The 24,997-nt window shown below is 74.1% G+C and carries 19 protein-coding genes, 1 rRNA gene and 1 pseudogene; 7 read left to right on the top strand and 14 right to left on the bottom strand.

Going from position 1 to position 24,997, the window contains the following annotated elements; translation table 11 throughout:
• Position 1: 1 nt before the first annotated feature.
• Complete coding sequence (locus tag ACZ4A5_RS28370) at positions 2–1,651, bottom strand: CTP synthase (protein WP_467590261.1); 1,650 nt, start codon at positions 1,649–1,651, stop codon at positions 2–4.
• Positions 1,652–2,087: 436 nt separating this feature from the next.
• Between ACZ4A5_RS28370 and ACZ4A5_RS28375 the strand changes: the two genes are divergently transcribed.
• A complete protein-coding gene (locus tag ACZ4A5_RS28375) occupies positions 2,088–3,890 on the top strand; it encodes a glycoside hydrolase family 15 protein (RefSeq protein WP_467590264.1) in 1,803 nt (600 codons plus the stop codon).
• A gap of 63 nt (positions 3,891–3,953) precedes the next feature.
• Here ACZ4A5_RS28375 and ACZ4A5_RS28380 read toward each other — a convergent pair whose 3' ends face one another.
• On the bottom strand, positions 3,954–5,252 hold the full coding sequence (locus ACZ4A5_RS28380; RefSeq protein WP_467590267.1) for an MFS transporter: 1,299 nt from the start codon (positions 5,250–5,252) through the stop codon (positions 3,954–3,956).
• 110 nt (positions 5,253–5,362) lie between these two features.
• On the opposite strand from ACZ4A5_RS28380, the gene ACZ4A5_RS28385 reads away from it, so the two are divergent.
• Positions 5,363–6,961: a PucR family transcriptional regulator gene (locus ACZ4A5_RS28385; protein WP_467590270.1), complete on the top strand. Its 1,599-nt coding sequence runs from the start codon at positions 5,363–5,365 to the stop codon at positions 6,959–6,961.
• Between the two features lie 442 nt (positions 6,962–7,403).
• Here ACZ4A5_RS28385 and ACZ4A5_RS28390 read toward each other — a convergent pair whose 3' ends face one another.
• Together ACZ4A5_RS28390 and recN are read right to left on the bottom strand one after the other, a co-directional pair.
• Positions 7,404–8,537 (bottom strand): glycosyltransferase family 4 protein, encoded by a 1,134-nt coding sequence (locus tag ACZ4A5_RS28390; protein ID WP_467590273.1) that lies wholly within the window; start codon positions 8,535–8,537, stop codon positions 7,404–7,406.
• Between the two features lie 416 nt (positions 8,538–8,953).
• A complete protein-coding gene (gene recN, locus ACZ4A5_RS28395; RefSeq protein WP_467590275.1) occupies positions 8,954–10,723 on the bottom strand; it encodes a DNA repair protein RecN in 1,770 nt (589 codons plus the stop codon).
• A gap of 153 nt (positions 10,724–10,876) precedes the next feature.
• Between recN and ACZ4A5_RS28400 the strand changes: the two genes are divergently transcribed.
• Positions 10,877–12,286: a S41 family peptidase gene (locus tag ACZ4A5_RS28400; RefSeq protein WP_467590278.1), complete on the top strand. Its 1,410-nt coding sequence runs from the start codon at positions 10,877–10,879 to the stop codon at positions 12,284–12,286.
• Positions 12,287–12,500: 214 nt separating this feature from the next.
• Here ACZ4A5_RS28400 and ACZ4A5_RS28405 read toward each other — a convergent pair whose 3' ends face one another.
• Genes ACZ4A5_RS28405 through ACZ4A5_RS28415 form a run of 3 tightly spaced genes read right to left on the bottom strand, consistent with a single transcriptional unit; the run spans position 12,501 to position 14,570 of the window.
• Positions 12,501–13,478 carry an NAD kinase gene (locus tag ACZ4A5_RS28405; RefSeq protein WP_467590280.1) on the bottom strand — a complete coding sequence of 326 codons (978 nt, stop codon included), beginning with the start codon at positions 13,476–13,478 and terminating at the stop codon, positions 12,501–12,503.
• Positions 13,475–14,290, bottom strand: coding sequence for a TlyA family RNA methyltransferase (locus tag ACZ4A5_RS28410; RefSeq protein WP_467590313.1), 816 nt, complete (start codon positions 14,288–14,290; stop codon positions 13,475–13,477). Before ACZ4A5_RS28410 ends, ACZ4A5_RS28405 begins: the two co-directional genes overlap by 4 nt.
• A 13-nt stretch (positions 14,291–14,303) precedes the next feature.
• Positions 14,304–14,570 carry a hypothetical protein gene (locus ACZ4A5_RS28415; RefSeq protein ID WP_467590283.1) on the bottom strand — a complete coding sequence of 89 codons (267 nt, stop codon included), beginning with the start codon at positions 14,568–14,570 and terminating at the stop codon, positions 14,304–14,306.
• 68 nt (positions 14,571–14,638) lie between these two features.
• Here ACZ4A5_RS28415 and ACZ4A5_RS28420 point away from each other — a divergent pair, with 68 nt between their 5' ends.
• Positions 14,639–14,986: a sterol-binding protein gene (locus ACZ4A5_RS28420; protein WP_467590286.1), complete on the top strand. Its 348-nt coding sequence runs from the start codon at positions 14,639–14,641 to the stop codon at positions 14,984–14,986.
• Here ACZ4A5_RS28420 and ACZ4A5_RS28425 read toward each other — a convergent pair.
• The 3 genes from ACZ4A5_RS28425 to ACZ4A5_RS28435 are packed head-to-tail and all read right to left on the bottom strand — an operon-like array spanning position 14,934 to position 17,994.
• Positions 14,934–15,875, bottom strand: coding sequence for an ABC transporter ATP-binding protein (locus tag ACZ4A5_RS28425; protein WP_467590289.1), 942 nt, complete (start codon positions 15,873–15,875; stop codon positions 14,934–14,936). The two genes, ACZ4A5_RS28420 and ACZ4A5_RS28425, sit on opposite strands and share 53 nt — an antisense overlap.
• Entirely contained in the window at positions 15,872–16,948 is a 1,077-nt protein-coding gene (locus ACZ4A5_RS28430; protein ID WP_467590291.1) for a FecCD family ABC transporter permease, read from the bottom strand. The genes ACZ4A5_RS28425 and ACZ4A5_RS28430 overlap by 4 nt, the downstream gene beginning before the upstream one ends.
• Positions 16,945–17,994, bottom strand: a complete 1,050-nt coding sequence (locus ACZ4A5_RS28435; RefSeq protein ID WP_467590294.1) for a FecCD family ABC transporter permease — start codon at positions 17,992–17,994, stop codon at positions 16,945–16,947. Before ACZ4A5_RS28435 ends, ACZ4A5_RS28430 begins: the two co-directional genes overlap by 4 nt.
• Before the next feature lie 62 nt (positions 17,995–18,056).
• Here ACZ4A5_RS28435 and ACZ4A5_RS28440 point away from each other — a divergent pair, with 62 nt between their 5' ends.
• Positions 18,057–19,088, top strand: a complete 1,032-nt coding sequence (locus ACZ4A5_RS28440) for an ABC transporter substrate-binding protein (protein ID WP_467590297.1) — start codon at positions 18,057–18,059, stop codon at positions 19,086–19,088.
• Between the two features lie 67 nt (positions 19,089–19,155).
• On the top strand, positions 19,156–19,995 hold the full coding sequence (locus ACZ4A5_RS28445) for a siderophore-interacting protein (RefSeq protein WP_467590300.1): 840 nt from the start codon (positions 19,156–19,158) through the stop codon (positions 19,993–19,995).
• A gap of 79 nt (positions 19,996–20,074) precedes the next feature.
• Here the strand turns inward: ACZ4A5_RS28445 and ACZ4A5_RS28450 are convergent, their stop codons facing one another.
• The gene (locus tag ACZ4A5_RS28450) at positions 20,075–21,094 is read right to left on the bottom strand and encodes an HAD-IIA family hydrolase (RefSeq protein ID WP_467590303.1); all 1,020 of its coding nucleotides are present in this window, start codon (positions 21,092–21,094) and stop codon (positions 20,075–20,077) included.
• Positions 21,095–21,169: 75 nt separating this feature from the next.
• Between ACZ4A5_RS28450 and ACZ4A5_RS28455 the strand changes: the two genes are divergently transcribed.
• Positions 21,170–22,459, top strand: coding sequence for a DUF1015 domain-containing protein (locus tag ACZ4A5_RS28455; RefSeq protein WP_467590305.1), 1,290 nt, complete (start codon positions 21,170–21,172; stop codon positions 22,457–22,459).
• Between the two features lie 87 nt (positions 22,460–22,546).
• On the opposite strand, the gene ACZ4A5_RS28460 is transcribed toward ACZ4A5_RS28455, so the two are convergent.
• The 3 genes and pseudogenes from ACZ4A5_RS28460 to rrf all read right to left on the bottom strand — a co-directional run.
• Positions 22,547–23,422 (bottom strand): tetratricopeptide repeat protein, encoded by an 876-nt coding sequence (locus ACZ4A5_RS28460; RefSeq protein WP_467590316.1) that lies wholly within the window; start codon positions 23,420–23,422, stop codon positions 22,547–22,549.
• Positions 23,423–23,521: 99 nt separating this feature from the next.
• Positions 23,522–24,409 (bottom strand): annotated as a pseudogene (locus ACZ4A5_RS28465) (hypothetical protein); the annotation flags it as partial.
• Between the two features lie 495 nt (positions 24,410–24,904).
• Positions 24,905–24,997: ribosomal RNA gene (gene rrf, locus ACZ4A5_RS28470) — 5S ribosomal RNA — on the bottom strand; the annotation flags it as partial.

Raw genomic sequence — 24,997 nt, forward strand, 5'->3', positions numbered from 1 at the left:
GTCAGCCCTGCTTGCGCTCGACGGCCGCCTTCACCAGGCCCGCGAAGAGCGGGTGCGGGCGGGTCGGGCGGGAGCGCAGCTCCGGGTGCGCCTGGGTGGCGACCAGGTAGGGGTGCGTCTCGCGCGGGTACTCGACGTACTCGACGAGCTTGTTGTCGGGGGACGTGCCCGAGAAGACCAGGCCGGCCTTCTCCAGCTCCGCGCGGTAGGAGTTGTTGACCTCGTAGCGGTGGCGGTGGCGCTCCTCGACGTAGGGCTCGTCCGCGTAGACCTCGCGGACGATGGAGCCCTCGGCGAGCTTCGCCGGGTACATGCCCAGTCGCATGGTGCCGCCCATGTCGCCCTCACCGGCGACGATGTCCAGCTGCTCGGCCATGGTGGAGATCACCGGGTTGGCGGTGGCCGGGTCGAACTCGGTGGAGTTGGCGCCCTCGATGCCGGCGAGGTTGCGCGCGGCCTCGATGACCACGCACTGCAGGCCCAGGCACAGGCCCAGCAGCGGGACCTTGTTCTCGCGGGCGTAGGTGATCGCGCCGACCTTGCCGTTCACACCGCGGTCGCCGAAGCCGCCCGGGATGCAGATCGCGTCGACGTCGCCGAGCTGCTTCTGCGCGCCGGCCGGGGTCTTGCAGTCGTCGGAGGCGACCCACTTGACCTTGACCTTGGCACGGTTGGCGAAGCCGCCGGCGCGGATCGCCTCGGTGACCGAGAGGTAGGCGTCGGGCAGGTCGATGTACTTGCCGACGAGCGCGACGGTGACCTCGTGCGCGGGGTTGTGGACGCGGTCCAGCAGGTCCTCCCACTGGGTCCAGTTCACATCGCGGAACGGCAGGTCCAGCTTGCGGACGACATAGGCGTCCAGGCCCTCGGTGTGCAGCACCTTGGGGATGTCGTAGATCGACGGGGCGTCGATCGCGGCGACCACGGCGGCCTCGTCGACGTCGCACATCAGCGAGATCTTGCGCTTGATGGCGGTCGGGACCTCGCGGTCGGCGCGCAGCACGATGGCGTCGGGCTGGATGCCGATGTTGCGCAGGGCGGCGACGGAGTGCTGGGTCGGCTTGGTCTTCAGCTCGCCGGAGGGGCCGATGTAGGGCAGCAGCGAGATGTGCACGACGAAGACGTTGTCACGGCCGACCTCGTGGCGGACCTGACGGACCGTCTCCAGGAACGGCAGCGACTCGATGTCGCCGACGGTGCCGCCGACCTCGGTGATGACGACGTCGACGTCGTCGGTCGCCATGCGCCGGATGCGGTGCTTGATCTCATTGGTGATGTGCGGGATGACCTGCACGGTGTCGCCCAGGTACTCGCCGCGCCGCTCCTTGGCGATCACGGTGGAGTAGACCTGGCCGGTGGTGACGTTGGCGGACCCGTCGAGGTCCACGTCGAGGAAGCGCTCGTAGTGGCCGATGTCCAGGTCGGTCTCGGCGCCGTCGTTGGTGACGAAGACCTCGCCGTGCTGGAACGGGTTCATCGTGCCCGGGTCGACGTTCAGGTACGGGTCGAGCTTCTGCATCGTGACCCGCAGCCCCCGCGCCTTGAGCAGCGCGCCCAGGCTGGAGGCGGTCAGACCCTTGCCGAGCGAGGAGGCGACACCCCCCGTGACGAAGAGGTGCTTGGTCGTCGTGGGCTTTGCGGCAATGGCCAAAGGGGGGCTCCCGTGGTCGCGAGGTGAGGTGCGTATCGGCGACCACCCGGTCTCTTCGGGGGTGCCGTCGCTGCGGTTGGGGGGTCTTGCGCCCACCGGTCCACGGGGTACCAGGGTATCAGCGCCCCGGCCCGTACGCGTCCGGTGACGCGTGGGCCCCCTCGGCGGGGAGGCTCCCGCGGCCCTCCCGAGGTGCTCGCGGACCCGCTCTCCGGCCCCGTCCCGCGGCGTTGTCCCAGGCCACCCGTTCGGCTCAGATTCGTTCCCCGACCGTCGCGCGTCACACCAACTCGGCGTCGTATCCTGCACGGACACATGCAGCGAGCCGGCCGGCACGGCACCACCCACGCCTCTCTCCGGAACAAGAGCTCGTCTAAAGATCGCTTGACCGCAAGAGGGCCCCGCAGGGTCCCGTGGCCGTTCGACTGGAGATGACGTGGCCGGGCGTATCGAGGATTACGCACTCATCGGTGACATGCAGACCGCCGCCCTGGTCTGCCGGGACGGCACGGCCGACTGGCTGTGCCTCCCGCGCTTCGACTCACACGCCGCGTTCGCCGGCCTGCTCGGCACGGAGGAACACGGCTTCTGGCGGGTCGGCCCCGCGCACCCCTCGGGGGCCGCGCCACCGCGGGCCGACCGCCGCCGGTACCGGGGGGACTCCCTCGTGCTCGAATCCGAGTGGGACACCCCGCGCGGCACCGTGCGAGTGATCGACTTCATGCCCCCGCGCGACGGGGCGCCCCAGCTGATCAGGATCGTGGAGGGCGTCAGCGGCCGGGTGCCGATGCGCTCGGCGCTGCGGATGCGCTTCTCCTACGGCCGTGTCGTGCCGTGGGTGCACAAGGTCGGCGACCGCTCTGTGGCCGTGGCCGGGCCCGACTCGGTGTGGCTGGACACCACCGCCGAGACCTTCGGCAAGGACCTCACGACCTACTCCGACTTCACCGTCGCCCCCGGCGAGCGCGTCGCGCTGACCATCAGCTGGCAGCCCTCCCACCACGAGGCCCCGGCGCTGCCCGACCCGGAGGGGTCGCTGGTGGCCACGGAGGAGTTCTGGCGGGAGTGGGTCGAGCACTGCACGTACCACGGCCCCTACCGGGACGCCGTCGTCCGCTCGCTGATCACGCTCAAGGCCCTCACCTACGCCCCGACCGGCGGCATCGTCGCCGCGCCGACCACCTCCCTGCCCGAGGACATCGGCGGCTCCCGGAACTGGGACTACCGCTTCACCTGGCTGCGGGACGCGGCGATCACCCTCTCCTCGCTGCTGCGCACCGGCTACCGCGAGGAGGCCCGCGCCTGGCGCGAGTGGCTGCTGCGCGCGGTCGCGGGCGACCCCGAGAACCTCCAGATCATGTACGGCATCGCGGGCGAGCGGGAGCTCGGCGAGGCGGAGCTGCCCTGGCTGCCCGGCTACGAGAACTCCCGGCCCGTCCGCATCGGCAACGGCGCCGCCGGCCAGCTCCAGCTCGACGTCTACGGCGAGGTCACCGAGGCGCTGCACCTCGCCCATATGACCGGCCTCGCCCGCAACGACTACGCGAGCCTGCTCCAGCTGCGGCTGATCGGCTATCTGGAGGACCACTGGAACGAGCCCGACGAGGGCATCTGGGAGGTCCGCGGCCCGCGCCGGCACTTCGTCCACTCCAAGGTCATGGCCTGGGTCGCGGTGGACCGCACCATCAAGCTCATCGAGGCCGGCGACGTCGACGGCCCCCTGGAGCGCTGGCGCGAGCTGCGCGAGGACATCCACCGCGACGTGTGCGAGAAGGGCTACGACAAGGAGCGCAACACCTTCACCCAGTCCTACGGGTCGAAGGAGCTGGACGCCTCCCTGCTGCTGATCCCGCAGATGGGCTTCCTGCCGCCCGACGACAAGCGCGTCATCGGCACCATCGAGGCGATCCAGCGGGAGCTGTCGACCCCGGACGGCTTCGTCCTGCGCTACCCCACGGTGGGCGACGAGTGCGGCGTGGACGGTCTCGAGGGCGACGAAGGGGCCTTCCTGGCCTGCTCGTTCTGGCTCGCCGACGACCTCGCCATGATCGGCCGGGTCGACGAGGCGCGGCAGCTGTTCGAGAAGCTGCTCGCGCTCCGCAACGACCTCGGGCTCCTCGCGGAGGAGTGGGACCCCCGCCTCCAGCGCCAGGTGGGCAACTTCCCGCAGGCGTTCAGCCACGTCCCGCTGATCGACACGGCGCTGCGGCTCACGGCGTCGAGCGCGTTCGGCGGCTGAGGCTCCGGAGGCAGCTCGCCGTAAGGGCCCGGGGCGCACGCCTCCGGGCCCTTACGGGCGGGCCTATCTCCGGCGCAGCCCGAAATACAGCGCGCAGCAGCCGGCCGGCGCCACGAGGAGCGCCGCCGCGGCGTTCAGCCCGCCGTAGCCCACGGCGGCGACCAGCCCGCCGGAGAGCGCCCCGCCCGCCGCGCCGACGAGGTTCATCAGGGTGTCGGAGAGCCCCTGGACCTCCGCCCGGTGCCCGGCGTCCACGGACTCGCTGAGCAGGGTGGACCCGGCGACGGTCGCGCACGACCAGCCGATGCCGAGGAGCAGCAGCCCGGCGGTGACCGCCCAGCGGCGGCTTCCCGCGGTGCCCGCGAGCAGCGTCGCGGCGACGAAGACCACCTGCCCGAGCAGGATCACCGGCACCCGGCCGACGCGGTCGGTGAGCCGCCCCACCAGTGGCGACAGGCCGTACATCCCGGCGATGTGCAGGCTGATGGTGAGGCCCACGAGGCTCAACGAGGCGCCGTGGTGGGCGAGATGAATGGGCGTCATCGTCATCACCGACACCATCACGGCATGCCCGAGGACCAGCGCGGTCAGCCCGGTCAGCGCCGAGGGTGAAGCCGAGACATGACGCAGGGCTCCGCTCATTCGGGTACGGAAACGGGCCCGGCCGGTGACGTCCCCGGCGGCTCTCGCGGCGTCCTGGACGGCCAGCAGGAGGGGGTCCGGGCGCAGCCGTACGTGGACGATCGCGGCTCCCGCGCAGAAGGCCACGAGGGAGAAGACGAAGGTGCCCGCGGCCTCCGGTACCCCCAGCGCGCGGCCGAGCACGGCGCCGGGGCCGCTGAGGTTGGGGCCGAGGACACTGCCCACGGTGGTGGACCAGACGACGAGCGAGAGCTCGCGGGCGCGGGCGCGCGGTGCGGCGAGGTCGGTGGCCGCGTAGCGGGACTGGAGGTTGGCCGCCGTGCCCGCGCCGATGAGCAGCATCCCGAGCAGCACCAGGGGCGGCAGGTCCGCGCCCGCCGCCAGCAGCACCGTCAGCGCCCCGGCGGCCGCGACCAGCCAGCCGGTGCCGAGCCCGGCGCGGCGGCCGCGGGCCCGGGAGAGCGTGGCGAGGGGGACGGACAGCAGGGCGGCGCCCAGGGTCGTGAGCGTGGTGCCGAGGCCCGCGACGGCCTCGGAGCCGGTGAGGTGCTCGATCAGGATTCCCCCGGAGGAGATCATCGAGCCCATCCCGATCCCGGCGGCCACCTGTGCCGACATCAGGACCCTGACGGTGTGCCGCTGGACGGCGGCGCGGTCGGCCGCCGGGGATATGCCGGGTATGTCGGCGGAGTCCGGGGCCGACTCGGGGACTGCGGTCATGCGCGCCAGCGTAGGGGCGGCCCGCCCGCCCCGGCACCGGCCGGGACGGGGTCCGGCCGGTGCCGGCGGCGGTGGTCCGCCCGGGGGTGGGCCGAGTAGCGTTCCCGGTCATGGAACCGCAAGGCCCGCAAGGGACGATCACCGTGGCGCGGGCGCTCGACCTGCCCGCCCTGCGCAAGGGCCTGCCCGAGGTGCTGGCCGCGGGCGACCGGCTGGACCGCCCGGTGCGCTGGGTGCACGCGGGCGAGGCCCCGCACATCGCCACCCTCCTCAAGGGCGGCGAGCTGCTGCTGACCACCGGGCTGGGGCTGGGCAGCCGCCCGGCGGAGCAGCGCGGCTTCGTCCGGGGCCTGGCCGAGCGGGGCATCGCGGCGCTGGTGGTGGAGCTGGGCGCGCGGTTCGCGACGCTGCCCGCGGCGGTCGTGGACACGGCCCGCTCGCTGGGCCTGCCGCTGGTCCAGCTGCACCGTGAGGTGCCGTTCGTCGCGGTGACCGAGGAGATCCACACCGAGCTGGTCAACGAGCACTACGCCCTGCTGCGGCGCGCCGAGGAGGTCCACCGGCGGTGCACGGAGGTGCTGCTGGGCGGTGGCGGGGTGCCCGAGGTGCTGCGGCTGTTCGCGGGCTTCACCGGCAATCCCGTCTTCCTCCAGACGCCGGACGGGCGGCTGCTCTACGCGGCGGGGCCCGCGGGCCGGACGGGCGCCGATCCGCTCCAGGTGTGGGAAGGGCTGCGTGACGCGGGGCTCGCGGGCGCGCTGACCACCGATATTCCCGGCCAGGGGCCGGGGCCCGGCGCGGTCCGGGCCCGGCTGACCGTGCTGCCGGTGAACGCGCCGCTGGCGCCCGTGCACCGGATCGCCGCCGACCGCGCGGCGGGGCTGCTGGCCGTCGTCCTCCTCCAGGCCCGGCAGGAGGAGGAGCTCGCGGCGCGCGGCCGGGGCGACTTCCTCTCCGGCCTCGCGGACGGCCGCGTCGACGCGGCCGACGCCCCCGCCCAGGCCCGCGTGCTCGGCTTCCGGCCGGGGCCCGGCCCGCTGCTGCCGATGGTGCTGCGGCTGTCCACCGATCTCGTACCGCCCGACAGCTGGGCCGCGCTGGTGTGCGCGGTGCAGGAGGAGCTGGCCGCGGTGGGGGCGCCGGTGCTGCTCGGCGTACGGCTGCCGGAGGGCCGGATACCGCTGCTGGTGGGGCTGCGGGACGAGGCGGAGCGCCCCGGCGTCGCGGACCGGGTGGCCGGGGCGCTGCGGGCCGGGGCCGAGCGGTCGGGGCAGCGTCACCTCGTGGTGGTGGCGGGCGCGCCCACCGGGTGGGACACGGTCGGGGCGGGCCTGCGCCACGCCGCGGAGGCGGCGACGGCGGCCCGCGGCCTGCCGGACCGGCTCTGGCACGACGTCCGGCAACTGGACGTGGACGTGCTGCTGTGGCGGCTGCGCTCGCAGGGCGACCTGGCGGCGTTCGTGGACCGGGTGATCGGACCGCTCATCACTCACGACCGCGCGTCCCGCCAGGCACTGCTGCCGACGCTGGAGACGTATCTGGCCCACGCGGGACGCAAGGCCGAGACGGCACGCGAGCTCCACCTCAACCGCCAGACGCTCTACGACCGCCTGGCACGCATAGGCCGCCTCCTGGGCACGGACCTGGAGGACCCGCACACGGCGCTCTCTCTGAACCTGGCGCTGCGGGCACGCCGGCACGTGGCGTAGCCCGGGCCGGAGGCGACCGCGCGGGTCCGCGAGGCCACGAACTCGGCCCGCGGCCGCTCGAGTCGGGGGAAGGGTGCAAAGGGCACGCGGCCTGTCCCCGGCGCCCGGCCGTCCCCGCGAGCCCCGCCCCGCGTTGCGGGCACAAGGACACTCGGCGCAGCCCGGCTCCGGACCCGGCTGGTGGCGTTCGGCGACGCCGCGAGCCCGGCTTCCCGCCCGGCGCCGCGGGGGCAGGGCACGTGACGCAGCTCCGTGCCCTGCCGCCTGACCGCGGGCCGCGGGCACGTCGGCCGTGGCACACCCCGGCGACCGCCCCTCAACGCCACCCCGAGCCGAACCCCGCACTGCGGGCCCAACGCGACACATACCGCAGCCGGACCCCGCACACGGCGCTCCCACGGAACCTGACACGACGGCCGTGCCGTGACCCCGCCCCCGCCCCTCAACGCCGCCGCGAGCTCAATTCGTCGTACACGCTCAGCACATGCGCCACCGTGTCGTCCTCCGTCGGCCACGTCGCCGCCTGTTCGCGGCCCGCCGCCGAGAGTTCCGCTCTGCGGACCGGGTCGGCGAGCAGGCGGCTCACCGTGGCGGCCAGCGCGGCCGCGTCGCCGTAGGGGACGAGCTCGGCCGCCTCGCCGACGAGGTCCGGCACGCCGCCGACCGCGGTGGCCACCAAGGGGACGCCCGCGTGCAGGGCCTCCTGCGCGAGCACGGAGCGGGCCTCCCACCGGCTGGAGAGGATCGCCACGTCGGCCGTGGCCAGCAGGTCCGGTACGTCGTCGCGGTGGCCCACCAGGAGGACCGGCAGGCCCTCCGTCTCGATCCTGCGCTGGATGACCGGCCGTTCGCGGCCCTCGCCGGCCACGACGAGGAGGGGCTCGGGGTCGAGTTCGCGCCAGGCGCGGGCCGCGTCGAGGAGGGGCTCGTGGCCCTGATCGGCCTCCAGCCTGCCGACGGTGACGAGCAACGGCCGGGCGACGGCCCCCAGTTCGGCCCGGGTCTTGTTGCGCGTCGGCTCGTCGTCCTCGGGGGCGGGGCGCGGCGCGGGCATGCCGACGGGGGCCAGCCGGGCATCCCGGGCGCCGCGCTGGCGCGCCCGGTCGACGAGCTCCGAGGTCACCCCGAGCACGACGGCCGCGGCACGGGCCGCCTGCCGTTCCATCAGCCGTACGAGCTGGGCGCGCGCCCCTGCCGCGCGCGCCCTCGTGTGCCAGGTGACGACCAGGGGCGTACGCCGTCCCCGCAGCGCGAGTGCCGCGAGCACCCCCGACCGCAGGCCGTGCGCGTGGACCACGTCCGCGCCCGTGCTCGCGGCCCGGATCCCGGCGACGGCCAGGGCGTCCGGGCCGGTGCGCAGTGGCGCGAACGAGGCGCCGCCGACGGCCCCGTCGCCCGTGAAGCCGTACCCTTCGCCCGTGCGCCGCGGCGCGCACACCGTCACCCGCAGCCCGCGCGCGACCAGCCCGGCGGCCAGCGACCGCACATGCGGTCCACTGCCGGAACCGCCGCCGCCCAGCACTTGCACGGCGTGCAGGGGTGGGCGCCCGTGCGGCGAGACGGGTGTGCTGCTCACGCGGGTGAAGCTCCTGATTCGGCGTCGGGCGAGGACGGACGGCGCTGCGGTGCCGCGCCCAGGATGCCAGCCTCCACCGACATCCCGACACCACCGTCTCGCGGGTCGGCCGCCTTACCTCGCCCACGCATGCGCGGGTTCACTCACATAGGTGATTCTTGGGGGCCGGCCTCACGACGGCGGTGGCATGCGGTACCGACTGTGTCGGCGCCCCCGGATCACCGCCGGGCCGACGCGTGTGCGCTCACACGCGGAAGCTCATACGCGGAAGGGCCGGACCCGGTCGGCGCCTCGCGGGCCATCGCCGGACCCAAGGCCGGTCCCAAGGGCCAGGTGCGCCCCGGTCGTTCGCCCGGCGCGCTCGCTCGCGCAGCCCGTGGCACGGCCGGTGCGCTCACCGGCGCGCCGGGACGGCCTCACGCCCCCCGTGGGAGCGGTGCGCGCGCGGCTGCCAGGAGTTCCTCGGCGTGGGCCCGGGCCAGGTGGGAATCCGACTGGCCCGCCAGCATCCGGGACAGCTCCCGCACCCGGTCCTCCCCCTCCATCGCCTGGACGCCGCTGCGGGTCACCGTCCCGTCGTGGGTCTTCTCGACCACCAGGTGGCGGTCGGCGAAGGCGGCGACCTGCGGGAGGTGGGTGACGACCACGACCTGCGCGGTCTGCGCGAGGCGGGCCAGCCGGCGGCCGACCTCGACGGCGGCCTTGCCGCCGATGCCGGCGTCGACCTCGTCGAAGAGATACGTGGGCACGGGGTCGGAGCCCGCGAAGACGACCTCGACGGCGAGCATCACGCGCGACAGCTCACCGCCGGAGGCACCCTTGGCGATGGGGCGCGGCTGGGCGCCGGGGTGCGGGGCGAGGTAGAGCTCGACCTCGTCGGCGCCGTGCGGGCCGTAGGCGACGGGCCGCCCGCCCACCTCGATGCCGTGATCGGCCTCCGCCTCCGCGACCTCGCTCTGCCGGATCGCGAAGGAGACGCGCGCGTGCGGCATCGCCAGCGACGCGAGCTCCTCGGTGACGGCCTCGGCGAACCGCTCGGCCGCCTCCGTCCGCGCGTCGGTCAGCGCCTGCGCGAGCTCGCCCAGTTCGGCGCGCAGCGCGTCGCGTTCGGCGGTCAGTTCGCCGATGCGGTCGTCGTCGCCCTCCAGCTCGGCGAGCCGGCCCGCGCCCTCCTCGGCCCAGGCCAGGACGCCCGCGATGTCCTCGCCGTACTTCCGTGTCAGATGCGTCAGGGCCGCCCGCCGCTCCTCGACGGCCGCGAGCCTGCGCGGGTCGGCGTCCAGGTCGGAGGCGTAGCCCGCGAGCTCGCCCGCCACGTCGGACAGCAGGATGCCGATCTCACCGATCCGGTCGGCGAGGCCGGCCAGGGCGGGGTCGTGGGCGCGTACGGCCTCCACCGCCCGCTGCGCCCCCGCGACCAGGGTGGCGGCGTCGATGCCCTCGGGGTCCTCGGGGTTCCCGGCGAGGGCGGCGTGGGCCACGGTGGCGGCGGAGGCGAGGGCCTCGGCGTGGCCCAGGCGGGCGGCCTCGGCGGCCAGTTCGGTGTCCTCGCCGGGCAGCGGCTCGACGGCGGCGACCTCCTCCAGGCCGAAGCGCAGCAGATCCGCCTCCTGCGCCCGCTCGCGGGCCCGGGTGGTCAGCTCGGCCAGCTCGGCGGCGACGGCCCGCAGTCTGCGATAGGCGGACGCGTATTTGGCGAGCGGCACGGACACGGCGTCGCCCGCGTACCGGTCGAGCGCCTGCCGCTGCCGCGCGGGTCTGAGCAGCCCCTGCTGGTCGGTCTGCCCGTGCACGGCCACGAGGTCGTCGGCGAGCTCGGCGAGCAGGCCGACGGGCACGCTCCGGCCGCCCACATGGGCGCGCGAGCGGCCCTCGGCGGAGAGGGTGCGGCTGATGAGCAGGGTGCCGTCCTCGAGCTCGGCGCCCGCCTCCTCCGCGCGGACGGCCGCGGGCGACCGGCGGTCGACGGTGATCCTCCCCTCGACCACCGCGCTCTTGGCGCCCGTCCGCACCAGCGCGGGGTCGGCACGCCCGCCGAGCAGCAGACCGAGGCTGGTGACGACCATGGTCTTGCCCGCGCCGGTCTCGCCGGTCACCGCGGTAAAACCGGGCGCCAGCTCGACCACCGCGTCATCGATGACGCCCAAGGACCGGATCCGCATCTCCTCCAACACGGATACGACCATACGAGGTTCCGGGGCCCCCTCGCGACGGCCACCCCCATCCGTCGCCCTGGGGAGAACCCCACCATCGGTCCGGGTGATCCCTCCATGGCCTTCGCGCCCCTTACCGGAGAGGCTTGATCCCGTCACGCCCGAACGCACTCCCATGAGGCCAGGATGACCGTACGCCCCCGTACCCCGCGCATCGCCGCACTGCTGCTGACCACGGCCGTCGCCCTGACCACCGCCGTCGGCCCGGGGAACGCGTTCGCCCGCGGCCCGGGCGGCGCCACACTCGACGGCACGTGGCGCATGGACGGTTACGGCACGGTCGTCACCGTGGAGGACGGCGGACGGAAGCTGCGGTCGTACGAGACCACGGCCGTCAGCTGTCTGCCCGGCGGGCTGACCGCGGCCCGCTCCGACGCCCGCGGCCCCTTCCTCCAGGAGGGCGAGGCACCCCTCACGGTGACGCCGAAGGGGCGCGACCGGGCGGAGCTGGCGTTCGGGGACAACGTGGGGCACCGCACACTGCGCCGGATCACCGCGCTGCCCGCGAACTGCCGCGGCGACATCGGCCCGGACCCCAAGGCCGACCCGCGGCAGGTCTTCGACACCTACTGGCGGACCTACGCCGAGAACTACCCCTTCTTCGCCGCGCGGCACCTGGACTGGAACGCCGTACGGGACCGCTACCGGCCCCGGATCACGGCGACCACCGGCCCGGACGAGCTGTTCTCGGTCCTGTCGGAGATGATCCGGCCGCTCCACGACGGGCACACCGGTCTGGTCGACCCGCGGCACCCCGAGGGCTACTTCGCCGGGCACCGCGAGGACACCGTCCTCCCCACAGCAGAGGAGCGGAACCGCATGGACCAGGCCGTCGCCGAGAGCGTCAGGGCGGCCGGCGGCAAGGACGAACGGTCCTGGGCGGGCGGGAAGATCAGCTACGCGGAGCTGCCGGGCCGGATCGGCTTCCTCCGCATCACCACGTTCCAGGGCTATGTGAAGGGCAACACCTTCGAGGCCGACGCGGCCACGCTCGGCAAGGCCCTCGACGAGGTCTTCACCGCCGCCCGCACGAGCGGTCCGGACGCCCTGCGCGGCCTGGTCCTCGACCTGCGGCTCAACGGCGGCGGCTCGGACCGCCTCTCCCTGGACGTGGCCGAGCGGCTGACCGGGCGGCCGTACACGGCCTATCTCAAGCACGCGCGCGACGACGCCGACGACCCGCGGAAGTTCACCCCCGCCGAGCCGGTGCGGGCCGTCCCGCACGCCGGGCCCGTCTACACCGGCCCGCTGGCCGTCCTCACCAGCCGGCTGACGATGAGCGCGGGCGAGACCCTCACCGAGGCGCTGCTCGCGCGGGGCCCGGAGCCAGTGCTCATCGGCGAGAACACGCAGGGCCTCTTCTCCGACCGGCTGGAGCGGACGCTCCCCAACGGCTGGCAGTTCTGGCTCCCGAACGAGGAGTTCTTGAACGGTTCGGATCGCCGGACGACGTATGACGGGGCGGGGATTCCCCCCACGGTCGCCGTCCGCCCGGACGACGCACTGCCGGAGGCTCTGGCACGGCTGCGTCCGTGAGTGGCCGCTTTTCAGCCCGTCCGGCGTTTGAGGACAACGCGCGAAGCGTGTTGCGTGGGGGCACGCGCCCCCACGCGGCGGAGCCGCACATCAGACGCAGCCGGGAAGGGGCGGGGCGGGGAACAAGCCCACCGCAGGCGCCAACCACCGGCACCCCTCCCTCGCCGCCGGCGGAAAGCGCACCCGGCGACGGCGAGCACCCCCACCCCGTCACCTAATGCGGCGCCCCCCGCCACCCAGCCACCGGCAGCGCGAACTTTGCCACCAACCGGTCGGTGAACGACGCGTGGTGCAGCCGGGCCAACCGCACCGGCACAGCCCCCCGCCGCACCTCCACCCGCGCCCCCGCCGACAGCTCCACCGTCCGCCGCCCGTCACACCAGAGCACACCGTTCGGCGTCTCCGGCTGCACTTCCACGGCGAGCACCGAATCCGGCGCGGTCACCAGCGGCTTGGCGAAGAGGGCGTGGGCGCTGATGGGGACCATCAGCAGGGCCTCGACCTCGGGCCAGACCACCGGGCCGCCGGCGGAGAACGCGTAGGCCGTCGAGCCGGTGGGGGTCGCGCAGACGACGCCGTCGCCGCCGAAGCGGGAGACCGGCCGGCCGTCGACCTCGGTGACGACCTCCAGCAGCCGCTCGCGCGCGGCCTTCTCGACGGAGGCTTCGTTCAGCGCCCAGTCGGTGTGCACGATGTGCCCGTCGGCGCGGACGAGCACGTCGAGGGTCATCCGCTCCTCGACCTCGTACTCCCGGGTCACCACCCGGTCCACGACCTTGTCCAGGTCGTCGCGCTCGGCCTCGGCGAGGAAGCCGACCCGGCCGAGGTTGACGCCCAGCATCGGCACCCCGGAGCGGCGGGCGAACTCGGCGCCCCGCAGCAGCGTGCCGTCGCCGCCGAGCACGATCAGCAGCTCGCAGCCCTCCAGGACGTCCGGCCGGTCCGGTCCGGCCTCGACGAGTTCGGCCGAGGGCGGGAGCGGCAGGTCGGCGGCCTCCTCGGCCAGCACGCGCACGCCGATGCCGCAGCGCAGCAGTCCCTGGACGACGAGTTCGGCGCTGCGGATGGCCGCGGGCCTGCCGGTGTGGGCGAGCAGGAAGACCCTGCGGCCGTCGGCCGCCGTCCTCTCCCCCTCGGCTGCCGCCCTGGTCTGTGCGGATACTGCTCTCGATGCTGATTCTGAAGTGGTCAACGGGGCCCCTCCGCCACTGCACGGTCAACGTCCGCCGGGTCCAGTTCAGGCGCCCCGGCGCGCAGCCACAGAAAGTACTCGACGTTGCCCGAAGGTCCCGGCAGCGGGCTGGCCGTCACGCCCAGCACACCGAGCCCGAGCCCCGCCGCCTGGGCCGCGACCGTACGGACCGCGTCGGCCCGCAGCTGGGTGCTGCGCACGACGCCGCCGCTGCCGAGCCGCTCCTTGCCGACCTCGAACTGCGGCTTGACCATGAGGACGAGGTCCGCGTCGGGGGCGGCGCAGCGCACGAGCGCGGGCAGCACGAGGCCGAGGGGGATGAAGGACAGGTCGCCGACGACGAGGTCGGCGGGCTTGCCGTCGATCTGCTCAAGCGTCAGCTCGCGGACGTTGGTGCGGTCCTTCACGGTGACGCGCTCGTCGCTCTGGAGGGACCAGGCGAGCTGGCCGTAGCCGACGTCGACGGCGACGACATGGGCGGCGCCCGCGCGCAGCAGGACGTCGGTGAAGCCGCCGGTGGAGGCGCCCGCGTCGAGCGCGCGGCGGCCCTCGACCTTCAGCCCGCGGGGCACGAAGGCGGCGAGGGCGCCGGCGAGCTTGTGGCCGCCGCGGGAGACGTAGTCCGGGTCGTTCTCGTCGTTCGTGACGACGACGGCGGCGCTGATCTCCACCTGCGTGGCCGCCTTGGTCGCGGTCGCGCCGCCGACGGTCACCCGGCCCGCCGCGATGAGCTGGCTCGCGTGCTCGCGGGAGCGGGCGAGTTTCCGGCGCACCAGCTCGGCGTCGAGTCGGCTGCGGCGCGGGCGGGTCACTGCCACGGGTGGTTCAGCTCCTGTTGTCGTGCGAAGCGGGCGCGCCGGAGGGCGCCGTCGGCCCGGGGTGCCGGTCGAGCGCGGTGAGCGCGTCGCGCAGGCCCCGGTGTACATCCTCGTACACCTCGAGGTGACCGGTCGCGGCGAGGTGGTCGGCGTCGGCCAGCCGGGCCAGCAGGCCGTCGACGGCGGGGTCGCCGGTGGGGGCGCGGTCGACGCCGAGCGGGAGGGGCCCGCTCTCCCGCTCGTCCCGCGGTGCGCCGGTCATCGGGTCGGTCATGCCCCCGACGCTACCCCGTCCCGGTGCCTTCGCGGCGTACGCGATCCGCTGGGGTAGCGTCCCTCCCCATGGCGACCATCGAGGAGTGCCGGGAGGCACTCGACCGGCTGGCGGGGAATCTCGCGGGGGCGAGCGGCGACCTGCGGGACGCCGCCACGCCCGACCGCTCGCTCAGCTGCCACCTCTCCGATCTCGACGTCACCTTCACGGGCCACCTGGCGGGCGGGCACATCCAGGACGTCACGACGCGGCCGGGCACCCCCGAGCGGCGGGCGGAGATCGCCCTGACGATGTCGGGCGACGACCTGGTGGCCCTGGTCGACGGCCGGCTGAACTTCGCGAAGGCGTGGGCCGCGGGCCGGGTCAGGGTGCAGGCGAGCCTGCGGGACGTCCTGCGGCTGCGGTCCCTGCTGTAGCGCCCGCGGGCACGCGGCGCCTGCGCGCGGCCGGGACGACCAGGGGCGTGCCCGTCTCGGGGTCGTCGATGACCTGGCAGCGCAGCCCGAAGACCTGCTCGACCAGCTCGGCCGTGACGACCTCCCCCGGCTCGCCCTGGGCGACGACCCGCCCGTCGCGCATGGCGATGAGGTGGGTGGCGTAGCGGGCGGCGTGGTTGAGGTCGTGGAGGACGGCGACGAGGGTGCGGCCCTGCTCCTCGTGCAGCTGGGCGCACAGGTCGAGGACGTCGATCTGGTGCTGGATGTCGAGGTAGGTGGTCGGCTCGTCCAGGAGCAGCAGCGGGGTCTGCTGGGCGAGGGCCATGGCGATCCAGACGCGCTGGCGCTGGCCGCCGGAGAGCTCGTCGACGTGCCGGTCGGCGAGGCCGTCCACGCCGGTCGCGGTCATCGACTCCACGACGATCCGCTCGTCCTCGCGCGACCACTGCCGCAGCAGCCCCTGGTGCGGGTAGCGGCCGCGGGCGACGAGGTCGGCGACGGTGATCCCGTCCGGGGCGACGGAGGACTGCGGCAGCAGCCCGAGCGTGCGGGCGACCTGCTTGGCGGGGTACGAGTCGATGGCCGCGCCGTCGAGCAGCACGGCCCCGGCGGCGGGCTTGAGCATGCGGGAGAGGGCCCGCAGGAGGGTGGACTTGCCGCAGGCGTTGGGCCCGACGATCACCGTGAAGGAGCGGTCGGGGACGGCGACGGAGAGGTTCTCCGCGATGACCCGCTGGTCGTAGGAGAGGGTCACGGACTCGGCGGTCAGCCGGGACTTCCCTGTCGCTCCGGCCGCCTGCGGCACGGCGGCCTCGCGTACGTCGCTCACGGTGGTCTCTCCTTGTTCGTTCGTGGTGTGCGGCGTCATATCCGGCCCGCCTTGCGCTCGGTGAAGAGCAGCCACAGCAGATAGCAGCCGCCGAGCATGCCGGTCACCGCGCCGACGGGCAGCTGGTCGGCGCCGAAGAGCCGCTGCGAGGCCCAGTCGGCGGTGATGAGCAGGACGGCGCCCATGCACGCGGAGGCGGGCAGGTTGGGGCCCGGTGCCCGGGTCAGCCGCCGGGCGAGCTGCGGGGCGGCGAGGGCGACGAAGCTGACGGGCCCGGCCGCGGCGGTCGCGGCGGCGGTCAGCAGGACGGCGGCGCCCATGACGACGATCCGGACGCGCTCGGCCCGTACGCCCAGCGCGTACGCCGCGTCGTCGCCCATCTCCAGCATGCGCAGGGCCCGGCCGTGGCCGATGACGACGGGGAAGAGCACGGCGGCGACGCAGAGCAGGGGCCAGACCTGGCTCCAGTCGCGGCCGTTGAGCGAGCCGACCATCCAGACCAGCGAGCGGGTCGCGTCGACGAGGTCGGCCCGGGTCATCAGGTAGTCGCGGACGCCGGTGAGCACGGCGGCCGCGCCGATGCCCACGAGGACGAGGCGGTAGCCGTGGACGCCCTTCTTCCAGGCCAGCAGGTAGACGGCGACGCCGGTGAGGAGCCCGCCGGCCACGGCTCCGGCGGCGACCGCGAAGGGGTCGCCGTGGAAGAGGACGATGACGACGAGCGCCCCGACCGCCGAGCCCTGGCCGAAACCGATCACGTCGGGGCTGCCCAGCGGATTGCGGGAGACGGACTGGAAGACCGCGCCCGCCAGGCCCAGGCAGGCGCCGACGAGCAGCCCGACGAGCACGCGCGGCAGCCGCAGGTCCTGGACGATGAACTCCTGCGCGGTCGTGCCGCCGCCGGTGAGGGTGGTGACGACCTCGGCCGGTGACATCGGGAAATCGCCGGTGCCGATGAGGGCGACGGCGGCGGCCGCGGCGAGGAGGAGCAGCCCCGCGACGACGAGGACGGCGCGGGTGTCCACGCGCAGCGAGAGCCCGCCGCGGGTGCGGACCACCTTGGACGTGGCCCGCCGGGGCCCGGCGGGCTCGGGGGGTGACGACACACTCACTGCTGGACCACCCTCCGGCGGCGTACGAGGTGGATGAAGACGGGCCCGCCGATCAGCACGGTGACGATGCCGACCTGGAGTTCGCCGGGCCGGGTGACGACCCGTCCGAGCACGTCGGCGCCGAGCAGCAGCACGGGCGCGAGGACGGCCGCGTACGGCAGGATCCAGCGCAGGTCCGGGCCGGTGAGGGCGCGGACCAGGTGCGGGACGATCAGGCCGACGAAGACGATGGGCCCGCAGGCGGCGGTCGCCGCGCCGCACAGCAGCGTGACGGCGGCCATGGCCAGGACGCGGGTGAGCGTGGGGCGGGAGCCGAGCGCGAGGGCGGTGTCGTCGCCCAGCGCCATGGCGTTGAGCGGCCGGGCGAGCGCGAGGGCGAGCACGACGCCGAGGCCGATGAAGGGCGCGATCCGGCCGACGGTCCCCATGTCGGCGGAGGCGAGCGAGCCGACGGTCCAGAAGCGCATCCGGTCGAGCGCGGCGGAGTCCATCAGCTGGACGGAATAGACGTAGCCGTACAGCGCGTACGTGACGGCCGTGCCCGCCAGCGCGAGCCGCACCGGGGTCGCGCTGCGGCTGCCGCCGAGGAAGTGGACGGCCACGGCGACGACGGCCGCGCCGAGGAAGGCGAACCACATGTAGCCGCTGATCGTGCCGATGCCCAGGAAGGTGATGGCGGAGACGACGGCGGCCGCGGCCCCGGCGTTGACGCCGAGGATGCCGGGTTCGGCGAGCGGGTTGCGGGTGAGCGCCTGCATCACGGCGCCCGCGAGCCCGAGCGCGGCGCCGACCAGGATGCCCAGCAGGGTGCGGGGCAGGCGCACTTCGCGGACGACCACGGCGTCGGCGCCGGAGGCGGAGTGGAAGAGCGCGTCCCACACCTGGTCGAGGGGGATCGCTCTGGCGCCGACGGCGACGCTCGCGACGGCGACCAGGAGCAGGACTCCCAGCGCGGCGAACAGACCTGCCGCGCGGGCCGCGTTGCGACCGGGCGGCGCGGACCGGGGCGGCGCCGCCGGGGATTCGGGGAGACTGTCGACCAACACCAGGTTAGGTTAGCCTACCCTGACACTGCCCCTTCGAGTGAGTACCGAGAGAAGTGCATCACATGAGCACCCCCCGCATCCCAGGCATCAGCTCCCTGTCCCGTCGCGGCCTTCTGACGGTGGGTGGCGCGCTCGGCGCCGGCGTCCTCCTCAGCGCCTGCGGGAGCGGGAAATCCTCGGGAGGCTCGGACTCCGGCTCCTCCGGCGGCTCCTGGACCTTCAAGGACGACCGCGGCGAGACCGCCAAGGCGGGCAGCACGCCCAAGAAGGTCGTCGCCTTCACCGGCTCCGCCGCCGCCCTCCACGACTTCGGCTTCGACTGCACGGGCGTCTTCGGCCCCACCAAGCTCAAGGACGGCAAGCCCGACCCCCAGGCCGGCGACCTCGACGTCGACAAGGTGACGGTCCTCGGCAACACCTGGGGCGAGTTCAACGTCGAGAAGTACGCCGCCATGGGCCCCGAACTGCTCGTCACCAACATGATCCAGGGTCAGGAGCTCTGGTACGTCCCCGACGACAGCAAGAAGAAGATCCTCGGCCTCGCCCCCTGCGTCGGCATCAGCACCTCCAAGAAGTCGCTCACCGACGTCATCGGGCGCTACGCCGAACTCGCCGGCTCCCTCGGCGCCGACCTCAAGGCGAAGCGCGTCACCGACGCCAAGCAGCGCTTCGAGAAGGCGTCCGAGACGCTCCGCAAGGCCGCCCGCGACAACAAGGGCCTCAAGGTCCTCGCCGCCTCCGCCGCCGCCGACATGTTCTACGTCTCCGACCCCTCCGTCTACGCCGACCTCACCTACTTCAAGCAGCTCGGCGTCGAGATCGTCGTCCCCGGCAAGGTCACCGGCGGCTTCTTCGAGAGCCTCAGCTGGGAGAACGCCGGCAAGTACGCCGCCGACCTGATCCTCCTCGACAACCGCACCGCCGCGCTCCAGCCCAAGGACCTCACCGCCAAGCCCACCTGGGCGGGCCTGCCCGCGGTCAAGGCCGGCCAGATCACCCCCTGGCTCAGCGAACCGCGCTACTCCTACGCCGGCTGCGCCCCGCTCGTCGAGAGCCTCGCCGCCGCGGTCGAGAAGGCCAAGAAGGTCAGCTGACGGCCCCTCACGCCGGCCACCGCCGGCGACCGTGTCCGTCGCGCCCGCCGAAAGGATCACGCCCCGCATGACCACCACCTCCACCGCCGCCCCGTACCGCTTCTTCGACCTGCGCGTCCTGCGGGCGGTCCGGGTCAGCCCCGCCATGATCCGCGTCACCTTCGGCGGGGACGACCTCGCCGCCGCCGTCAGCGACGGCCGCGACCAGCGCTTCAAGCTGTTCCTGCCGCAGCCCGGCCAGGACGCCCCCGTCCTCCCCGAGGACCTCGGCGAGGGCTGGTACGCGCAGTGGCGCGCCCAGGACCCCGCCGTACGCGCCGTCATGCGCTCGTACACCGTCCGCGACCTGCGCGCGGACCTCGCCGAGCTCGACGTCGACTTCGCCGTCCACGGCGACGCCGACGGCCACGGCGGGCCCGCCACGAACTGGGCGCAGGCCGCCCGCCCCGGCGACCGCGTCGCCGTCCTCGGCCCCGTCGCCCGGGACAACGGCGGCGCCGACTTCCAGCCCCCGGCCGGCACCGACTGGGTCCTCGTCGCCGCCGACGAGACCGCCATGCCCGCCGCCGCCGGCATCCTCGCCTGGCTGCCCGCGGGCACCCGGGCGAAGGTCTGGATCGAGGTGCCGCACCCCGACGACGTCCAGGACCTGCCGACCGCCGCCTCGGCGGAGATCACCTGGCTCGTACGGGGCCCCGGCCACGCGAGCCCGCTGGCCGACGCGGTGCGCGCGGCGGAGCTGCCCGCGGGCACCCCGTACTCCTGGATCGCCGGCGAGGCCGGCATGGTCCGCACCCTCCGCCGCCACCTGGTCGGCGAACGCGGCTTCGACCGCCGCGCGGTGACCTTCACCGGCTACTGGCGCCGGGGCGCGTCGGAGGAGGAGCTCCTGGCGGAGCTCTCCTGAGGCCGAGGACGCCGACGGGCCCCCACCCTGCCACCAGGGTCGGGGGCCCGCGCGTGTCCCGCACAGGTCGCGGCAGGCGTCAGAACCCCAGCCGCGCCAGCGCCTTCCCCGCGTCCAGCTCGCACCGGCCGGAGCCCGCCGCCGACCAGGCGGCCCCGCAGAGCGCCCGCAGCCCGTCGACCAGCTCCCCTTCTCCCGTCAGGGTCAGCTCCCCGCCCTCCGCCGCGGCCGTCCACCCACCACACCGGAAGTCCTCGCCGACCGCCGGCTGTGCCTGGAGCAGCCCCCGCAGATCCTCCGCCACATACGTCGGCCGGTGCTCCGGCGGCGCGGCGAGCAGCTGCGCGGCGGTCGTCACCCCGGTCAGGACGAGCAGCGAGTCCACGCCGCCCACGTGCGCGCCCTCGATGTCGGTGTCCAGCCGGTCACCGACGACCAGCGGCCGCTCCGCGCCCGTGCGCAGCACCGTCTCCCGGTGCATCGGCGGCAGCGGCTTCCCCGCCACCTGCGGCTCCGCGCCCGTCGCGATCCGCACGACCTGCACGGCCGCGCCGTTGCCGGGCGCGATCCCCCGGGCGCTGGGAATCGTCAGATCCGTGTTGGAGGCGAACCACGGCACGCCCCGCGCCACCGCGTACGACGCCTCCGCCAGCCGCGACCACGGCATGTCCGGCCCGCCGTAACCCTGCGCCACCGCGGCCGGATCCTCGTCCGCCGAGTCCACCGGCACCAGCCTGCGCTCCTCCAGCGCGACCCGCAGCCCCTCCGCCCCGATCACCAACACCCGTGAACCGGACGGGATCTGATCGGCGATCAGCCGCGCGACGGCCTGCGCCGAGGTGATCACATCGGAGGGCTCGGCGGGCACGCCGAGCTCCGTCAGGTGAGCGGCGACCGCCCCGGGCGTACGGGCCGCGTTGTTCGTCACATAGGCGAGGTGCATCCCGCCGTCCCGCGCCGTCCCCAGCGACTCGACGGCGTACGCGATGGCCTCGCCGCCCGCGTAGACCACGCCGTCGAGGTCCAGCAGCGCCGTGTCGTAGGCCGCGCTCAGCGGCTCGCGGCTGCCGTCGGGCCGGATCCGGACGGTCTGGTTCATCGTGCACTCACTCCTTGTGCTGTACGTCTCTTCCCCGATCATTGCTCATCCGGCCATGGGACATAACATTTCCCAATGAGCACTCCAGGCCGAACAGGGGATACAAGGCAGGGTCTCGAACTCGCGCCGTTCCGAGGGCTGCGCTATGTCCCGGAGCGGGTCGGCAGCCTGGCCGCCGTGACATCACCACCGTACGACGTCGTCGTACGGCCCGACGGCCTGCGCCACCTGGAGACCGCGGACCCGCACAACATCGTCCGCCTCATCCTCCCCCAGGCCGCCACGGCCGCGGACCGGCACCGGCAGGCCGCGGAAACGCTGCGCCGCTGGCAGGACGAGCGGATCCTCGCCGCCGACCCCGAGCCCGCGCTCTACGTCTACGAGCAGCGGGGCGACGGCATACTGCAACGCGGCCTCATCGGGGCCCTGCGCCTCAGCCCCCGCGAGGAGGGCGTCGTGCTCCCCCACGAGGACGTGATGCCGCACATCGTCGAGGACCGCGCGGCCCTGATGCGCGGCACGGGCGCCAACCTGGAGCCGCTGCTCTTCTCCTACCGCGGGAACGGCGCCGAGGGCGGCGCGGCGGACGTCATCGAGCGGGTGATCCGCACCGCTCCCCTGCTGTCCACCACCACCGACGACGGCTACGCCCACCGGCTGTGGTCCATCACCGACCCGGACGACCTGCGCCGCGTCGGCGAGGACCTGTCCCGGCAGCAGGCCCTCATCGCCGACGGCCACCACCGCTGGGCCACCTACCTCCGGCTGCGCGCCGAACAACCCGCCGACAGCCCCTGGGACTTCGGCCTGGTCCTCCTCGTCGACACCGCCCGCTACCCCCTGCGCGTACGGGCCATCCACCGCCTGCTGCACAACCTCCCGGTCGCCGAGGCGCTCGCCGCCGTCGGCACCGCCTTCCGCGTACGCACCCTCGAAGGCTCCCTGCCGGAGGCCCTGGACGCGCTCGCCGAGGCGGTGGCCAAGGACGGCAACGCCTTCGTGCTCGCCGGCGACGGCCGCTTCCACCTCCTCGACAACCCCGACCCCGCCCTCCTCTCCCGCACGGTCCCCACCGACCGCCCGGAGGCATGGCGCACACTCGACGCCACCGTCCTGCACTCGGTCCTCCTGGAACACATCTGGCAGGTCCCGGACGACCCCGAGCACATCGGCTACATCCACGAGACGGCAGCCGCCGTCGAGCAGGCCGAACGCCACGGCGGCACGGCGGTCCTGATGCACCCGGTCTGCGAGGACGTCGTACGCGAACTGGCGGAACAGGGCGTCACCATGCCCCGCAAATCCACCTCCTTCGGCCCCAAACCGGCGACGGGCCTGGTGCTGCGGAGCCTGGCGTTGAACTGAGACCGACCGGCCGACGGCCTCAACGCCGAAGGGCGGAACCCCCGGTGGGGGTTCCGCCCTTCGGCGTCAGCGTCAACGCGTGAGCGGTCAGCTCTTGTCGTCGGACGACTTGTCATCGGACGGCTCGGCCTCGGCCTGCTTGTCCTCGACCGCCTTCTCCGCGGCGGGCTCGGGGGCCTCGGCGGGCTCCTCGGGCATGACGGGCTCCACGAACTGCGGGGCCGCGGCCGGGGTTTCGGCGGGCTGCTCCGGGGCGGCCGCCTCGACGGTCCCGGCCTCAGCGGGCTCGGTCTCAGCAGGCTCGGGGGTCTCGGCCACCGGGGTCTCCTCGTCCTCGTCGGCCTCGACCAGGGCGTCCGTGAACTCGACGCCGTCCAGCTCCGCGAGCCGGTCGGAGGCGTCCGTCATGCCGCCCTGGTCCGCCTCGAGGGCCTTGGCGAACCACTCGCGGGCCTCGTCCTCGCGGCCCACGGCGAGCAGCGCGTCGGCGTAGGCGTAGCGCAGGCGGGCGGTCCACGGCTGGATCGAGCTGGACGCGAGCTCGGGGCTCTGCAGGGTCACGACCGCGGCGTCCGCCTGGCCCATGTCCTTGCGGGCACCGGCGGCGACGAGACGCATCTCGACCTGGCCGGCCTTGTCCAGCTTGTGCACCTCGGGCTCGCCAGCCATGGCCAGCGCGCGCTCCGGGCGGCCCATGCCGCGCTCGCAGTCGGCCATCACGGGCCACAGCTCGACGGAGCCCGTCATCCGGCGCGCGGCGCGGAACTCGGCCAGCGCCTCGGTGTACTTGCCCGTGCCGTACGCGGCGAAGCCGGCGGCCTCACGCACGGCGGCGACGCGGGACGCGAGGCGCAGGGCGATCCGGGAGTAGGCGTACGCCTGCTCCGGGTCCTCGTCCAGCAGGTTCGCGACCATGACGAGGTTGCGCGCGACCTCCTCGGCAAGGCCCTTCGGCAGGCTCATGAGCTCCTGCTTGACGTCCTTGTCGATCTCGTCGCCGGTCACGTCGTCGGGGATCGGCAGACGCTTCACGGGCTCGCGGTCACGGTCCCGGTCGTCACGCCGGTCGTCACGGCGCCCGTACCCGCCGGAGCGCTCGTCGCGCCCACCGCGGTAGCCACCGCCACCCTGCCGGTCGTCACGACGCCCGTAGCCGCCACCGCCCGGACGACCACCACGGTCATCGCGGCCACCACGGTAGCCACCGCGATCGTCGTCACGACGGGGACCACGGTCGTCGTCACGGCGCGGGGCGCGGTCGTCACGGCGGAAGGAGGGGCGGTCATCGCGACGCTCATCACGACGGAAGCCACCACGGTCGTCGTCACGGCGGGGACCACGGTCGTCGCGACGGTCGTCACGGCGGAAGCCACCGCGATCGTCGTCACGGCGCGGAGCGCGGTCGTCGCGACGGAAAGACGGACGGTCATCGCGACGCTCGTCACGACGGAAACCGCCACGGTCGTCGTCGCGACGGGGACCACGGTCGTCGTCACGACGAGGCGCGCGGTCGTCACGGCGGAACGACGGACGGTCGTCACGACGCTCATCACGACGGAAACCACCGCGATCGTCATCGCGACGCGGGCCGCGGTCGTCATCACGACGGAAGGAGGGACGGTCGTCGCGGCGGAAACCGCCACCGGCGGGACGGCCACCACGGTCGTCACGCCCACCGCGGAAACCACCACGGTCGTCGTCACGGCGCGGGCCGCGGTCGTCGCGACGGAAGGACGGACGCTCGTCACGGCGGTCGTCACGACGGAAGCCACCACGGTCGTCGTCACGGCGGGGACCACGGTCGTCGTCACGACGAGGCGCGCGGTCGTCACGGCGGAACGACGGACGGTCGTCACGACGCTCGTCACGACGGAAACCGCCGCGATCGTCGTCACGGCGCGGGGCACGGTCGTCGCGACGGAAAGACGGACGGTCATCGCGACGCTCGTCACGGCGGAAGCCACCACGGTCGTCGTCGCGACGGGGACCACGGTCGTCGTCGCGACGAGGCGCGCGGTCGTCACGCGGGAAGGAGGGACGGTCGTCGCGGCGGAAACCACCACCGGCGGGACGGCCACCACGGTCGTCACGCCCACCGCGGAAACCACCACGGTCGTCCTCGCGGCGCGGGCCGCGCGGACGGTCGTTGCTGCCACCACGGTCGTCACGGCGGAAACCACCGCCGGTCGGGCGTCCACCCCGGTCGCCTTCACGGCGGGGACCGCCACGGTCGTCACGCCGGTACGCCGGCCGGTCGTCGCGGCGGAAGCCGCCCCGGTCGCTACCCGATCGATCGTCGGGAGAGTTGGTGGACATCGACGTGACTCCTGTCTTCAGGTACCGCAGTCATTCTCGCGCAACCGGTGGACCGGCGCGCTTCGGAAAAAAACAAAAAGGACCCTTGGTCCCAGCGTGAACGCTGGGACCAAGGGTCCTTGAAATATTGTTCGGCGGCGTCCTACTCTCCCACACGGTCCCCCATGCAGTACCATCGGCGCTGAAAGGCTTAGCTTCCGGGTTCGGAATGTAACCGGGCGT

The sequence above is a fragment of the Streptomyces sp. NPDC025618 genome (genome assembly GCF_055558795.1).